Genomic DNA, 14130 nt, shown 5'->3' with positions numbered 1-14130 from the left:
ATGATCATCCGTCAACTCTCGGTCTTTCTTGAAAACCGCACAGGCCGGCTAACCGAACTCACCGGAATCCTGTCCGAAAACGGAATCAACATCTCGGCATTCAGCATTGCCGACTCCACCGACTTCGGCATACTGCGCATGATCGTCGGTAAACCCGAGCTGGCCGAACACGTGCTCCGTCAGAAAGGATTCGCCGTCAAGGTCACCGACGTCATCTGCCTCATCGTCCCCGACAAACCCGGCAGCCTCCACCACGCTCTCGGGATCCTCTCGGAAAACGACATTGCCATCGACTATATGTACGCCTTCTCCTCGGCCGAAGGCCGTGCAACGGTGGTCATCCGCACCGCCGTACCGCAGGCGGCCATCCGGGTGCTCAGCCAGCACCGGCTCGAACTTGTCCAGGCCGGCGACATCTACCAGATCTGAAAAGAAAGAACACAGCATGGCAACATTCTCAAAAAGCGTCTCCGCCCTCCGTTCCTCGGCGATACGGGATCTCATGAGTCTGGCCTCGCGGCCCGACATCATATCTTTCGCCGGGGGCATGCCCGCAAATGACCTGTTCCCGGTCAAGGAGGTTGAAGAACTCTTCATGCGGCTTGACGACAAAACCAAACGCGCCGCATTCCAATACGGCCCCACAGAGGGGCTCCCAATGCTGCAGGAATCGCTCACAGGCTGGCTGGACGAGAAAGGCCTGCCGGTCAAAAGCAACCGGCTCCTCATCACCACCGGCTCCCAGCAGGCGCTCAACCTCCTTGCCAAGGCCTTCATCGACCCCGGAGACCGGGTGCTTGCCGAATACCCCTGTTTCATCGGAGCCATAGCCGCGTTCCGAGCCGCCGGGGCCATCGTCCGGAGCATCCCGGTGGACTGCGACGGCATCGACATCAGAACCCTGGGAGAGGAAACAGAGCAGAGCCCTAGCCCGAAATTCCTCTATGCCACCCCATACTTCCACAACCCGGCAGGCATCCTCTACAGTGAAAAGCGTAAACTGGAACTCATCAAACTCCTGCAGGGAACGGGAATTCCCCTCATTGAAGACGACGCATACGGCGACCTGTGGTTCCATGAAGAGGACCGGGCGCGCCTCGTGCCCATAAAAGCCATCAATCCTGACGGAGTCGATGTCTGCTACACCGGTTCTTTTTCCAAGATCCTCGGGCCCGGCCTCCGCCTCGGCTGGCTTCTCGCCCCTGAACCGATTTATGAAAAATGCGAACTCCTGAAGCAGTCCGCCGATGCCTGCTCGCCGAGTTTCACCCAGGTCATCGCCGATGCCGCCATCCGCTCCGGCATCTTGAAAGGTTATATAGAAACGGTTCGCAAAGCATACCTCGAGCGCGCAGCCCTGATGACTGCGGCACTTCGGGAGCACCTGCCGGACTATGTAGGGTGGAGCGAACCGCGTGGAGGGTTCTATATCTGGCTCACCCTGCCCGAAGAAATCGATGCCGCGGATGTTCTCAACAAAGCAATCGAGGCAGGAGCCGTCTTCGTCACCGGCAGCACCTTCGACCCCGATGGCACGCGCAGAAACACCATGCGGCTCTCCTACTGCAACAACAACCCTCGAGAGATCGAGCGGGGAGTCCCCATCATCGCAAAAGCCATCCGCGACTGCTGCAGGTAACAACACGGGCGAGCAGCAAACCCTACTCTTTCCCCTCGGCAGGCTTCGAGTTGCCGTACAACTGTTTTTCTGGTGCCACGAACTTCAGAGGGTCAATCACAAACCAGAGGTTGTTCATTTTGTGACCCATCGTATCCCCCGGTTTGCGGTCCATTGCATAGTAATAGAGCGGCATACCCCGGAAGGTGTTCTGCATTTTTCCCTCAGACCGCCGAATGGTACCGAAATCAGCCTGCGTCATTGACGGAGCCGCACTTAGCACCGCCCCGGTAAAAAAAGCCGGCCACCTGTCAATGCATGCACCCATGCAGGTACTCCTTCCCTTGGAATCGTTTTTGTACCAGTACAAGGTCATTCCTTCAGCGTCCGCCAGATAGCTGCCGACCCCCGCTTTCTGCATCACCCTCACGTCCGGCTCCGCCGCCATGCCGCTTTTCCAGACAAACAGCATCATCACGACTGCAGCGATCACCAATCCCATCTTCTTCATAGCGCATCTCCTCCATGGTTTCTTCGTTGACATGACAATCATCACCGGCACTGCATTCCAGAAAAACACAAGGGGCCGATCCGTATGGGAGGAGAATTAACTGGAAAGGAACAGATATAGTCCGGAAACCCGCCACTGCGTTCAAAAAGTTGCAGATTGGGGCCTGTTATTGATTCTACGCACTCAGCCCCATTCGAAAGCAGCCGGAACTACGCAAAATCAACTCTCGAACCGGGAGCAATTGTTACATCCTTGCAAGACCAGCCGATTTATTGAACGGGAACGGTATCTTTTTTTGTTCACTTCTTCAGAAACCGATTTACAGACGACCATGGACAAGAAAAAAACAGTTCTCATCCTTTGCACTGAAAACACCGCCCGGAGCCAGATGGCCGAAGGACTGCTGCGCAACATGGCAGGCGACCGCTTCGAGGTCCTCAGCGCCGGCACCCAACCCGCTGAAGCAGTTCATCCTCTTGCCATCAAAGCCATGCAGGAAATCGGCATTGACATCAGCGGCCAGTACCCGAAAGACATAGCGACCTACCTCGGCAAGACCTTCATCCACTACCTCTTCATCGTCTGCAGCAAGGCCAATGATACCTGCCCGAGGATCTGGCCGGGCATGGCCGTGCAGGAAAACCGCATCTACTGGCCGATGGAAGATCCCGCCGCAACAGAAGGGAGCGAAGAAGAACGCCTCGAAGCCTTTCGGCGCGTGCGCGACGAACTGCAGGCGAACCTCGCCGACTGGATTGATGAAGACTGAACAAAGACGGGTGAAGCATTCAGGCTGCGCCTGAATCAATCCCCTTTTTCCGATTCCATGGTTTGAAAACGGAAACGAAGACCGTCACAACCAGCACGGCTACCTGCACAATGCCGAACACGAAGTTCATCAGCTGGTTGTATTGGTAGCCGGCGTCCCGAAGTGCACTGGTGCCGATTCGCCCTGAAATATCCATCATGGCGGTTTCCCACGGCCCGAGGAAAAAAGTTCCGAACAGGATGGCCCCGACCGTAACAACCCACTTGAACACCAGCCATGGGTGCCGCAAAAAGCCCCACTTGCTGAACATCGAGTAGAAAAGCCCCGTCAGGAGGCTGCCAATGGCTCCGGGCACGACCACGATCGACATATCCACATGATGGATGCTCCGGTTGATACCGTAAAGAACGCCCCCATCACTCACTCCCTCTTTCAGGAAGTACATCGACAGCAGTGATACTGCGCCGCCTATCCAGCAGGCCACGGCGATGAGATGTACGCCCTTGAGCCATTTCATTCCTCGCGATGACAGTTGCAACATGGATGACAGGGTTTGACGGGTTTGCATTACTTCTTATACTGATGAAAAACCATATGGCCAAGATAACAACACGAACCGCAACAACCCATGCAGCAGAAAACCGTCCTCGTGGCAGGAGCATCCGGATACCTCGGAAGGTACGCGGTCAAAGAATTTTCTGAACGGGGTTACCGGGTAAGGGCCCTCGTACGCAACCCCGACAGCCTCCGGACCCCGGGGCCTAATCTCGAGCCGGCCATAGCCGGCATTGCCGACGAAATAGTGAAAGGTGATGCAACCAATCCCCCATCCCTGACGGGCGTCTGCCGGGGAGTGGATATCGTCTTCTCATGCATGGGTCTTACCAAGCCGCAGGACAATATCACCAATGAAGCGGTTGACCACCTTGGGAACCTCGCACTGCTTCGGGACGCAGAGGCATGCGGAGTCGGGAAGTTCGTCTATGTCTCGGTGTTCAATGCAGAGCTCATGGCCGATGTTGAAGTCGTCCAGGCCCATGAACGCTTTGTCAGGGATCTCAAGGCATCCGGCATGCCATACGCAGTCATCCGGCCCACCGGCTTCTTTTCCGACATGGGCATGTTCTTCTCCATGGTCCGGGGCGGTCACATGTTCCTCCTCGGCGAAGGCATGAACCGCATCAACCCTATTCACGGTGCCGATCTGGCATCGGTCTGCGTGGATGCAGCTGAAGGAACAGAACAGGAAATCCCGATCGGCGGCCCTGACATCTACACCTTTCAGGAAACCGTCGACATGGCATTTGAGGCCCTGGGCAAAAAGCCATGGACAACCCACCTCCCCGTTTGGGTCGGCGAGGCGGCACTGTTCCTTGCAGGCTTTGTCAATAAATCCGTCGCAAACGTCCTGGCCTTCGCCCTCACCGTCAACAGAATCGACAATGTCGCGCCCGCAACGGGAACACGCCACCTTAAGGATTTCTATAGGGAACTTGGATCGAAGCAAGGCTGAAGTTCAGCGCCCCTGCAGCTGACGCTGGAGCTTTTCAGCCGCGCCCTTCAGTTTGTCGAGGCTCTCGTCGGACAACATCTTCGGGTCAACGGCGGGTATTTCCGCCTTCGTGTAGTCTGCAGGCACACTGAAAAGTGCAGGATCAGGCTTCATCCGCTCGATCTTTACTAAATCAGTCACCACCCCCGAGGGACGATGAAGGGTCCGGACGGGAAACCCATCGAGCCCTGCACTCCTGAGCTTTTCGGCAAGCATCGAAGCGGTCTGGCGATTGGTGGCCTGCATGCGGGTCCATGCCACGTAACCAAGAAGATCGTGGTTCAGCCAAAGCTCGACGACTCCCGGGCCCTCTTTTTCCGCAATGCGCACATGGGTGCATCGGTAGCCGTTCACCATCTCCTCTCCGAGGTTCTCCACCACGGCGTTGCGGAGCGGCTCGGACTCTCCGGCAGAGGAACCAGTCGCGGCATTCGCTCCGGCGTCGAACACCATGTATGTCCTTGCAACGTCATTGAGCAGATAGATTCGACCCATATCCCTGGTCCGGGACAGCACGGTCACCGGAACACGGCCGGAGAGCCCGGCAAGGTTGGCGGTGCTTTCAGTGCGGATACCCTCCTGGCCGACCATAATCCTGGTGGTTGTGGTCCCCGTGCCGGGAATCACCGTCTTCATTGTCATCACACCCTCGAACGGTTGAGCGGAACCGTAGGGCAGACCACCCTCATCCGGGGGGTTCTGTCCTTTGCATGCAGAAAAGAGGAAAATGGAAAAAAGGGAGAAAACGAGCAGACGGACGGCTTGTTTCATGGCAGTGTGCATTATTGTTCCCTAAAAATCGCTGCCGCGGTCATGGGGGGAAGCACTGCAACGGCATCATCTCTTATAAATGTAAGCAAATCACCATCGACGGTCCTACTATTCGATCCTCATGCGTGGTGTTTCTGTATGCCGAGTTTTTCTATGCGGGTGTAGAGGGTTTTCGGATGCATGTCGAGGCGCTCTGCGGCCCCGCCTTTACCACTCACTCTCCCGTTGGAACTCTTGAGGGCATCGAGGATGAGCTGCCGCTCCATCCTGCGAACATTTTCCTCGAACATCCCCATGCTCGGAATCTCCCCGGAAGTGGAGGATGAGACACTGACCGGCTGGCTGAGCACTGCGGAAAAGTCAAGAGCAGGGCCTTCGGAAACAATGACGGCCTGTTCGACGACATGGGCAAGTTCGCGGATATTGCCTTTCCAGGGCCGACCCCCGAGGTCACGCATATCATTCTCCCGTATGGCGCGCAGAGGGCGGCCGAACTCACGTGCGAACTTCGCAGCGAAGTGCATGACGAGCGTCGGAATGTCACCGTGCCGCTCACGCAGAGGAGGGAGTGCAATGGGAAATGCGTTCAGGCGGAAAAAGAGATCTTCACGGAACCGGCCCTCGTCGACCTCCCTCTGCAGATCCCGATTGGTAGCCGCTATGACACGGACATCAACCGGAATGACCCTCGCTCCCCCAACCCGCTCGAGTTCGCGCTCCTGGAGGACCCGCAACATTTTCGCCTGCAGTTCAAGGGAGAGCTCGCCAATCTCGTCGAGGAAAATGGTGCCTCCATCGGCAAGCTCAAACTTGCCGATACGGCGCGCGCCGGCTCCGGTAAAGCTGCCTTTTTCATGACCGAAGAGCTCGGACTCGATGAGGGTAGAGGGGAGGGCTGCGCAGTTGACCTTCACCAGCACGCTGTTGCGGCGGGGAGAGAGGGTATGGATGGCGCGGGCAAAGAGCTCCTTTCCTGTGCCGGTCTCACCCTGAATCAGCACGGTGGCGTCAGTCGGCGCAACCTGGCTCACCCGGCGCTGAACGGCAGCAAGTGCCGGGCTCTGCCCGATGATCTCCTCAAAGTTGTGTGCTGCGCTGATCTCCTCGACGAGGTAGGTGCGTTCACCTTCAAGTTTGCGGCGAAGCTTGTCAATCTCCTCGAACGCGAGCCAGTTCTGCAGTGCTAGGGATAGCTGGGGGAGGATGAGTCCCACCGTCGCCAGATCCTCCTGGCCGAAGGGACTCTCGCTGCCCGAGATGATTACTCCCGCACGGCTGCCGGGCAGGTCCCAGAGCGATGCGCTGATGATGGTGCTGATCCGGTATTTGTCGCGCACTTCAGACACGAGGCTGTGCTCCTCGGCCAAGCGGCTGAAGGCTTCCCCGGAGTAGACGCCGGGGCGGCCTATGAGCTCAAGACTTTCACGCACCGCCACCTCCGGCTCTATGAGCTCAAGGCGCTCTTCGACCGACACAGGCATGAACCGGTGATGTTCATCCTTCATGAAGTTGTCGAACAGGCGCGCCCGACCATCGTCGCCGAAGACCCTGATGCCGAGAAACGCGGCAGGAACAAGTTTGTTGATCTGCTCGCAGACGGCAAGAAGCATCTTCCGACGATCACGTATGGTCATGAGGACGTTATTGACAGCCAGCTGCATGGCTGTCTGGGCCTCACGCTGACGGAGCTCTTCATAGGCCATCGCATTGCTGACCGCCATGGCGATGGGAGAGGATACGCCGGCAAGCAGTTCCCGCTCAGCATCACTCCAGACGGTCTCCTCGCGGGATACGAAGTTCAGAAACCCGATCACCCGTCCTCCACTGCGCAGCGGCGATAGCACAATCTGGCGCATACCGAGGCCATAAAGAATCTTCAGAACAGGAAAGGCTTCATCCCCATGTGCCTGAAGTTCCTTCTCGATGCTGAACGCGGTGACGGATGGCTCAGCAAGAAACGGCTCAAACCAAGAACCCGCAATCAGACGTTTCTCCCGCTTCGCCCCTTCGGGAAGCTCAAAACGGAGCATCTCGAAAAAAACGCTGACATGGCGGCGATCCTTATCAAGGGTAATGATGACGGCCGAATCGAACTCGAAGATAAGACGGAGTTTGTCAGTAAGGGTATGGAAGAGCTCACGCGGGTCGCGAAGCGTACCGACGGCGTCACTGATGTACTGCATCAGCCGAAGTGATTTCTGATGAATGTCTGCAGTCATGTACTTGAGGATGAATGCCGTTATTCTGAAGAATCCGGAACACTCTTTCCAGAATATTCTGAATTTTCAAGACTTATCAAAATACGGAGCAGAAATATCCTATAATTAATCCATTTAAAAACAACGCCTTAGCTCATCCATCCACCAAATGTCGCATTGGCACAGAAATTGCAACAGATATACTGCATTACAAACAACCAATATTGTCGTACATGAACAGAATCTTCCCTTCAGCAGTCATCCTTCTGGTCACCGCCGCTGCGGCACTACCTTTCATCGCGGATGCAGGAGCTGCGGAACTGACGCTGCACTCTGCGCTCTCCCGGATGGAGGAGAACAGCCCCGCATTGCGGAGCGCCCGGGAGGGAGTGAATGCCGCTGATGCGGGTGTCGAGGCCAAAAGGAGCGGATGGCTTCCCGAGATCGCCGCCACAGCGACCTACGGCTACCGCGACAGAGTTTCGGAGATGAACGGCATGCAGTTCATGCCGAACGACAGCTATGATGCCCGAATCTCCGCATCGATGATGCTCTTTGATTTCGGCAGGACCGCCAAGAGCGTCAATATCGCAACTTCGGGACGCAATGCAGCCGGCTACCGGCTGGCCCTGACCCAGCGGGAACTCTCATGGGCGACCATTCAGATTTTCTACGATATGCTCTTCCTCCGGGAGGCAGTCGGAGTACAGGATAAAGAGATCGCGGCACTGGAGAAAAATCTCGACATCACCATGAAGCGTTACCGCGAAGGAGTTGCAACCCGCTTCGACGTTCTCTCTACCGAAGTGCGCCTGGCCTCGGCAAGAAACCGGAAACTTGACCTTGAAACCGAACTGGCCAACCAGGAGATCTCTCTTCGCCGCCTGGCAGCCATTGCCGATGGCGAGCCACTTGAACTCAAGGGATCGTTCAGCATGGCAGAGGAACCGGGCCTGGCCCCGCCACCCGAAAGCGAGGCGCTCCAGAACAGACTGGAAGTAAAGCTGGCAACGGAAAATGCCCGTGCCGCCGGTGAGAAAAAATCGCTGGCGGAGAGACAGGGCCTTCCGAAAATCACCGGCAGCGTATCCTGGGGCAGCAGCAACGGCTGGCTGCCCGACACTGATGACCCGGATCTCGGAACCATGAGGACAAGTACCACCGCAGGTCTGCAACTCGAACTGCCGCTCTTCACGGGCTTCAGGACTGCAGCGGGACGGCGTGAAGCGCTGGCCATGCAGCGGGCAGCCGAACAGGACCGGATTGAAGCAGAGCAGCGGGTCCGTGCCGAGGTGCGCCAGGCTTCGAGGGCACTGAAAACCAGCCGCGAAAAGATTACCACCACGGCACTGCAGGTAGAGCAGGCCCGGCTCGCGGCTGAAAACGCCAGAATCAGGCACCTGAACGGACTGGCGACAACCCTCGACCTGCTCGATACGGAAGCCTCACTCGCCGAGGCCGAACTCGGAAACCTCCAGGCGCGATATACCTTTGTCATGAACACGTATGCATTCAGAAAGGCCTCTGGAGAGCCTTTGATGCAGGAACCATCAATCAAAGCCAAATGAATCGACCCTGTAACAGCACTGTTCTCTGTCCCGTGGATTTTTCCGCTGACTCCGACCATACCCTGCAGTACCTTGCCGGACAGCATCCCGAACATGGAAAACTCTTGGTCCTGCATGTAGCCGAAGACAACGGAGGAGACCGCGAAACGTTCCTCAGAAAGCATCTTACGCGATTTTCCGCATATTCCGAGCTCCTGGCGGGCTCGGGATGGGATGTTCGATTCGCTGTTGAATACGGCACCCCCGCAGAAGTGATCATCGACTTTGCACGGAAGCACGAGGCGCAGCTCATCGTAATGGGTTCGCACGGGAGGAACCGCATGCCCCGGCTCCTTGTCGGCAGCACTGCTGAAACAGTCCTCCGTCAGGCGCACTGCCCCGTATCCATTCTCAGGATGCCGGAATGCGTAGCTGAACCCATGGCAGGCCGTGAGGAGCGGGAGTTTCTACCACATTCATCCAACGCTTGAACCCAACATGGAAACGCCAGAACAGCAACGGAAGGCTGCACCGGAAGTACCCGATGCAGCATCAGGGAAAAAGAGCCCGATCGGCCTCGTCAAAATGGCAGTCCTCGGGGCTCTTGCCACCATCGGCCTTGTCTGGGCCGGACAGATGATCCAGCATTCATTCCTGTACGAAGAGACCGACAATGCACAAATCGAGGGTGACATCTATCCGGTGATCTCAAGAGTCCCGGGCAAGGTGCTTGAGGTCACGGCCGAGGACAACCGGTTGGTCAAAAAGGGTGAGCAGCTCATTGCTCTCGACTCCCTCGACTTCGTTGTCCGCCGCGACGAAGCCAGAGCCGCACTGAAAAATGCGGAGGCGGCGGCAGCGGGCGCAAGAGCGTCAATCACGGCAGCATCTGCCGATGAAAAGAAACTGCAGGCTGACCTCTTAAGGAGCCGGAATCTGCAGCGGCAGGACGTCATTTCAAAAGCTGAGCTTGACGCAGTGACCGCAGGGGCGCTGGGCGCAGGGGCCGGGCACGCAGAAGCCGAAAGCCGGTACAGGGCGGCCCTCGCTCAAGTCGAGCTCCGTCAGGCGGAACTCAGAAACGCTGAACTTCAGCTCTCCTATACGAGCATCAAGGCTCCCGCAAACGGCCATATCTCCAGAAAAAATGTCCAGCCGGGACAGTTCGTACAACCGGGCCAGCATCTCATCGCGCTGGTCGGAAGCGGCCGGCTGTGGGTTGTGGCAAACTTCAAGGAGACCCAGATGGAAAAGATGCGCCCGGGACAGAAGGTATCGATACGGGTAGACGCATTCCCGGGTGAAACGTATGAGGGAACGGTTGAATCCATTTCAGCAGGGACCGGTGCGAAGTTTTCCCTCCTTCCTCCCGATAACGCCAGCGGTAACTTTGTGAAGGTGGCCCAGCGGGTGCCGGTAAAGATCGTCTTCGACCGGAAACCCGAACGTCCCCTTTCGACAGGGATGAACGTGGTGGTCGACGTACGGGTAGACTAAAGGACCCGCCGATGAAAAGCGCAACCGTAAATTCATCCGCCAGTACCTCCGTGGCGGAAGGCGAAGGGGAGCATACCTATGAAACCGGCCTGCGCCGCACCATCATCACCCTGACGGTGATTGTGGCGGCAATGCTGGAATTGATCGACACCACCATCGTCAATGTCGCAATCAACCACATCAGCGGCAACCTCGGCGCCAGCATCGAAGACGTTTCCTGGGTGGTGACGAGCTACGCCATCGCCAACGTGATCGTCATCCCGCTCTCGGGGTTCCTCGGCAACCTGCTCGGCCGGAGGGCCTATTTCATCGGTTCCATCCTGCTCTTCACCCTGGCGTCACTGCTCTGCGGCATCGCCGACAACATCTGGACACTGGTATTCTTCCGCTTCCTGCAGGGCATCGGCGGAGGTGCCCTCCTGCCGACCTCCCAGGCGATCCTCTATGAAACCTTCCGTCCAGAGGAACGGGGCGCGGCGACCGGCATCTTCTCCATGGGTCTCGTGCTCGGCCCCACAATCGGCCCGCTGCTTGGCGGCTACCTTGTAGACTACTTCAGCTGGGAATGGTGCTTTTTCGTCAACATCCCGGTAGGCCTTCTTGCCGCATGGTCGGCATTCACCTTCATCAGGGAACCGAAGGTCCGCCACAAGGTACAGAAGATCGACTGGACCGGCATCGGGTTGCTCGCCGCCGGCATCGGTTCGCTGCAGTTCATTCTTGAACGCGGCCAGTCGAAGGACTGGTTCGATACCCCATACATCACCTGGTTCACCCTCATCGCCCTCACCTCGCTCGTGGCATTCGTCTGGTGGGAGCTGCATACTGAGCACCCGGCAGTCGACCTCAGTGTGCTATCACGCAGCAAGAACCTCGCAATCGCCGCCGTACTCACCTTCATTGTCGGCTACGGCCTCTACGGCTCGCTGTTCGTCTTTCCGGTGTTCGTGCAGCGCCTGCTCGGGTTCACCGCGGTGCTGACAGGGCTCGTGCTGTTCCCAAGCGCCATGCTGACAGGCGCCATTTCGCTCCCGCTCGGCATTGCCCTGCAGAAAGGCGCATCTGCGAAACTGATGATGGCTTTCGGCATGGCGGCCTTCATGGTGTTCTCCTGGGAACTTGGACAACAGACCCTGCAATCGGGAGCGGAGAACTTTTTCGCTGTGCTTTTGCTGCGCGGCCTGGCGCTCGGATTCATCTTCATTCCAGTCACCATGCTCGCCGTCACCGGCCTGCACGGGCGCGACATCGGACAGGCGACCGGACTGAACAACATGGTCCGCCAGCTCGGAGGGTCATTCGGCATCGCCATTACCAACACCTATGTGGCACAGCGGGTCGCCGCACACCGGGTGGAACTCACAAGCCACATGTCAGCGTATGATTCCGCTGCGCTTGAACGCCTGGAGGCCATTAAACAGGCAGCCGGAGCACGGGCGGCGCTCTCCCCGGCCGATGCCGAGAACCTTGCCAACCGTGCGCTTGAGGGCACCGTGATGGCCCAGAGCTACCACCTTGCCTACATGGACGCCTTCATGCTGATAGCCGTTTTGTTCCTCTGCAGTCTACCCCTCCTGCTCTTCATCAGGGAGAAAAAGGGTGACCAGGGACATGCCCCGGAAGCTCACTGAAAAAGCATAAGGGTCCGGCAAACAGGGCAAACATCCAGAACCCTCACAACTTCGACTCTTCCCTGTAGCGCTGGTAATCACTGCGGACGCGGCGACTGTAGAAGATTATGACAACTGCGGCAAAGAGCGTTACAAGACATCCGAACCGGATGGCAGGGCCGGTACCAAACTGCTCCGAGAGCCACCCCACCTGGAGGTTGCCTATCGGCATGAACCCCATGAAAACCATCATATAGAGACTCATAACCCTTCCGCGGTACCGGTCCTCTACCGTGCCCTGAATGGTAGCGCTCATTGTGGCCACGGCAGCCACGAGACCGAAGCCGCAGAGAAAGAGGAAGAACAGCGCGAGGGGGAGAGAGAGGGTGTAGGTGAATCCGATGAGGGAGAGTGCGAAGAGAATGGTTCCCCCTGCGATGAACACCAGTCGATCAACCCGCCGGGAATACATGGAGATGAGCACGGTACCGATGACGGACCCTATGCCGGAGACGCCGTAGAGGTACCCGAGACCGGTGGCGTCCATATTGAACGAACGCTTGGCCACAACCGGCAGCATGGTAACGTACGACCAGCCAAAAATTGAGATGACGGCAATGAAGATGACGATGGTGCGGATGAGAGGGTGGTGCCATGAGTAACGGAGCCCGTCCGTGATGGCACGGACGGGGTGGCCTGACTCAGTTGGGGAGGGACTGCGCGTCCCGACTTTAATCATGAAGAGGGACAAAAGGACGGCGAAGAAGCTGAACCCGTTGAGCATGAAGGCAGCTCCGGTTCCGGCGACAGCGATGAGCACCCCCGCTATGGCCGGGCCGATGACCCTCGAGCCGTTATATATGGCGGAGTTGAGCGCAATGGCAGATGAGAGATGCTCCCGTTCGACCATTTCGCTGAGGAACGCCTGAAGTGCAGGCACATTGATGGCATTGACGCAGCCGAGCAGGAAGGAGAGAACGAGGATGATGGGCATCGTGACAGTGCCGGTGAGGGCGAAGATACCGAGGATGAATGCAAGCACCATTGATGACGACTGGGTCCAGAGAATGATGGTGCGGCGGGGGTATCGGTCGACGATGACGCCGCCGATGAGCGATAAAAAGAGCGTCGGAAGAGTCGATGCGGCGGCCGCAAGACCCACGTCGAATGCCGAACCGGTGAGCTCCAGCACCAGCCAGCCCTGGGCGACCATCTGGATCCAGGTGCCGACCATGGAGACCACTTGGCCGGGGAAGTAACTGCGGAAGTTCGGACTCTGAAAGGCGGGAAATGCCGAGAGAAGGGATGCTTTGATGGAGCGGGTCCCACCGGGCCGAAGGAGATTGCTAGTTCCCTGCATAATCACCCTCTGCCGCAGCGTCGTCGGGATCCGGAGCTTCATTCACATGATAGTCATGATCGATAATGAGATCGGCACGGTAGCGGAAGGCAAGCACGTCCTCATGCTCTTTTTCAAGCACTTTAAGGCGGTACAGGTCATTGCTCTCCTTACCGCGCAGGTCCTGGTTCTTGCGGGTTTCACGCCAGGTAAGATCGATGTATATGCAGAGGTCGGCATCCTTGATGCCAAGGGCGTAGAGGCCGTCGACGACGAGCACGTCAACCTTGCTGAAGTCGGTGATGAGCCGGTCGAGCTGGCCGCTGACGATGTCGATGCAGGGCATGAGCGACATGCGCCCGGTGCGGAAGTCCCCGATGTTGCTTTTCAGGAGATCCCAGTCATATTCGCTAACTCCGACATGCTCGAAATTGTCGGCGATACGGGCCGCGAGACGCTCGGAAGGCGCTATCCGGTAATAGTTGTCGGTATGGAGGATTTTTGGCTGTGCTCCGACCTTCTTGAGGTTCTGGGCGAGGGCATGCGAGAGTTCGCTCTTGCCGCTGCCGGACTCTCCTGAAATAGCCACAATGTACTTATGGCCGGGATGTTCATGGCGAAGCTTCTGCATGTCGGCAAGCACCCGACCGGCAATGACTGCGGCGGCCGCGATATGATGCTCGCGTATGAGGAGGACATCACCCAGCATAGTGCAAAA

14 protein-coding genes are annotated in these 14130 nt (G+C 57.6%); 8 read left to right on the top strand and 6 right to left on the bottom strand.

The annotated features are described in order from the left end of the window. Both A3K90_RS02045 and A3K90_RS02040 read left to right on the top strand, forming a co-directional pair. On the top strand, positions 1 to 429 hold the full coding sequence (locus A3K90_RS02045; protein WP_303680928.1) for an ACT domain-containing protein: 429 nt from the start codon (positions 1 to 3) through the stop codon (positions 427 to 429). Positions 430 to 445: 16 nt separating this feature from the next. Next, positions 446 to 1639, top strand: a complete 1194-nt coding sequence (locus A3K90_RS02040; RefSeq protein WP_303680927.1) for a PLP-dependent aminotransferase family protein — start codon at positions 446 to 448, stop codon at positions 1637 to 1639. Between the two features lie 22 nt (positions 1640 to 1661). On the opposite strand, the gene A3K90_RS02035 is transcribed toward A3K90_RS02040, so the two are convergent. Next, positions 1662 to 2129: a hypothetical protein gene (locus A3K90_RS02035; protein ID WP_303680926.1), complete on the bottom strand. Its 468-nt coding sequence runs from the start codon at positions 2127 to 2129 to the stop codon at positions 1662 to 1664. A gap of 331 nt (positions 2130 to 2460) precedes the next feature. Between A3K90_RS02035 and A3K90_RS02030 the strand changes: the two genes are divergently transcribed. Further along, complete coding sequence (locus A3K90_RS02030; RefSeq protein ID WP_303680925.1) at positions 2461 to 2898, top strand: arsenate reductase ArsC; 438 nt, start codon at positions 2461 to 2463, stop codon at positions 2896 to 2898. Positions 2899 to 2917: 19 nt separating this feature from the next. Here A3K90_RS02030 and A3K90_RS02025 read toward each other — a convergent pair whose 3' ends face one another. Next, positions 2918 to 3439: a hypothetical protein gene (locus tag A3K90_RS02025; protein ID WP_303680924.1), complete on the bottom strand. Its 522-nt coding sequence runs from the start codon at positions 3437 to 3439 to the stop codon at positions 2918 to 2920. A gap of 87 nt (positions 3440 to 3526) precedes the next feature. On the opposite strand from A3K90_RS02025, the gene A3K90_RS02020 reads away from it, so the two are divergent. After that, positions 3527 to 4411, top strand: a complete 885-nt coding sequence (locus A3K90_RS02020; RefSeq protein WP_303680923.1) for an SDR family oxidoreductase — start codon at positions 3527 to 3529, stop codon at positions 4409 to 4411. A gap of 3 nt (positions 4412 to 4414) precedes the next feature. Here A3K90_RS02020 and A3K90_RS02015 read toward each other — a convergent pair whose 3' ends face one another. Next, entirely contained in the window at positions 4415 to 5221 is an 807-nt protein-coding gene (locus A3K90_RS02015) for a DUF4412 domain-containing protein (protein WP_303680922.1), read from the bottom strand. A 119-nt stretch (positions 5222 to 5340) separates the two neighbouring features. Beyond that, on the bottom strand, positions 5341 to 7404 hold the full coding sequence (locus A3K90_RS02010; protein ID WP_303680921.1) for a sigma 54-interacting transcriptional regulator: 2064 nt from the start codon (positions 7402 to 7404) through the stop codon (positions 5341 to 5343). A gap of 248 nt (positions 7405 to 7652) precedes the next feature. On the opposite strand from A3K90_RS02010, the gene A3K90_RS02005 reads away from it, so the two are divergent. From A3K90_RS02005 to A3K90_RS01990, 4 genes are read left to right on the top strand one after another with little or no spacing between them, the layout of a single operon-like run. Beyond that, positions 7653 to 8987 (top strand): TolC family protein, encoded by a 1335-nt coding sequence (locus A3K90_RS02005; protein WP_303680920.1) that lies wholly within the window; start codon positions 7653 to 7655, stop codon positions 8985 to 8987. Further along, positions 8984 to 9457 (top strand): universal stress protein, encoded by a 474-nt coding sequence (locus A3K90_RS02000; protein ID WP_303680919.1) that lies wholly within the window; start codon positions 8984 to 8986, stop codon positions 9455 to 9457. The genes A3K90_RS02005 and A3K90_RS02000 overlap by 4 nt, the downstream gene beginning before the upstream one ends. 7 nt (positions 9458 to 9464) lie before the next feature. Next, complete coding sequence (locus tag A3K90_RS01995; protein WP_303680918.1) at positions 9465 to 10463, top strand: HlyD family secretion protein; 999 nt, start codon at positions 9465 to 9467, stop codon at positions 10461 to 10463. Positions 10464 to 10474: 11 nt separating this feature from the next. Next, entirely contained in the window at positions 10475 to 12094 is a 1620-nt protein-coding gene (locus A3K90_RS01990; RefSeq protein WP_303680917.1) for a DHA2 family efflux MFS transporter permease subunit, read from the top strand. 43 nt (positions 12095 to 12137) lie between these two features. Here A3K90_RS01990 and A3K90_RS01985 read toward each other — a convergent pair whose 3' ends face one another. Then, positions 12138 to 13433, bottom strand: a complete 1296-nt coding sequence (locus tag A3K90_RS01985; RefSeq protein WP_303680916.1) for an MFS transporter — start codon at positions 13431 to 13433, stop codon at positions 12138 to 12140. Further along, the gene (locus A3K90_RS01980) at positions 13420 to 14121 is read right to left on the bottom strand and encodes a uridine kinase (RefSeq protein ID WP_303680915.1); all 702 of its coding nucleotides are present in this window, start codon (positions 14119 to 14121) and stop codon (positions 13420 to 13422) included. Before A3K90_RS01980 ends, A3K90_RS01985 begins: the two co-directional genes overlap by 14 nt. Positions 14122 to 14130 lie beyond the last annotated feature (9 nt).

This window comes from Pelodictyon luteolum (genome assembly GCF_001622165.1).
Lineage (GTDB): Bacteria > Bacteroidota > Chlorobiia > Chlorobiales > Chlorobiaceae > Chlorobium > Chlorobium luteolum_B.
Note: the sequence above shows the minus strand (reverse complement) of the source record. Positions and strands in the feature narration are given on the sequence as shown.

Coding starts and splice junctions, on each gene's coding strand:
- A3K90_RS01995 (WP_303680918.1), top strand. CDS start 9,465: ATGGAAACGCCAGAACAGCAACGGAAGGCTGCACCGGAAGTACCCGAT.
- A3K90_RS01990 (WP_303680917.1), top strand. CDS start 10,475: ATGAAAAGCGCAACCGTAAATTCATCCGCCAGTACCTCCGTGGCGGAA.
- A3K90_RS02035 (WP_303680926.1), bottom strand. CDS start 2,129: ATGAAGAAGATGGGATTGGTGATCGCTGCAGTCGTGATGATGCTGTTT.
- A3K90_RS02020 (WP_303680923.1), top strand. CDS start 3,527: ATGCAGCAGAAAACCGTCCTCGTGGCAGGAGCATCCGGATACCTCGGA.
- A3K90_RS01985 (WP_303680916.1), bottom strand. CDS start 13,433: ATGCAGGGAACTAGCAATCTCCTTCGGCCCGGTGGGACCCGCTCCATC.
- A3K90_RS02025 (WP_303680924.1), bottom strand. CDS start 3,439: ATGTTGCAACTGTCATCGCGAGGAATGAAATGGCTCAAGGGCGTACAT.
- A3K90_RS02010 (WP_303680921.1), bottom strand. CDS start 7,404: ATGCAGTACATCAGTGACGCCGTCGGTACGCTTCGCGACCCGCGTGAG.
- A3K90_RS02005 (WP_303680920.1), top strand. CDS start 7,653: ATGAACAGAATCTTCCCTTCAGCAGTCATCCTTCTGGTCACCGCCGCT.
- A3K90_RS02015 (WP_303680922.1), bottom strand. CDS start 5,221: ATGAAACAAGCCGTCCGTCTGCTCGTTTTCTCCCTTTTTTCCATTTTC.
- A3K90_RS01980 (WP_303680915.1), bottom strand. CDS start 14,121: ATGCTGGGTGATGTCCTCCTCATACGCGAGCATCATATCGCGGCCGCC.
- A3K90_RS02000 (WP_303680919.1), top strand. CDS start 8,984: ATGAATCGACCCTGTAACAGCACTGTTCTCTGTCCCGTGGATTTTTCC.
- A3K90_RS02045 (WP_303680928.1), top strand. CDS start 1: ATGATCATCCGTCAACTCTCGGTCTTTCTTGAAAACCGCACAGGCCGG.
- A3K90_RS02040 (WP_303680927.1), top strand. CDS start 446: ATGGCAACATTCTCAAAAAGCGTCTCCGCCCTCCGTTCCTCGGCGATA.
- A3K90_RS02030 (WP_303680925.1), top strand. CDS start 2,461: ATGGACAAGAAAAAAACAGTTCTCATCCTTTGCACTGAAAACACCGCC.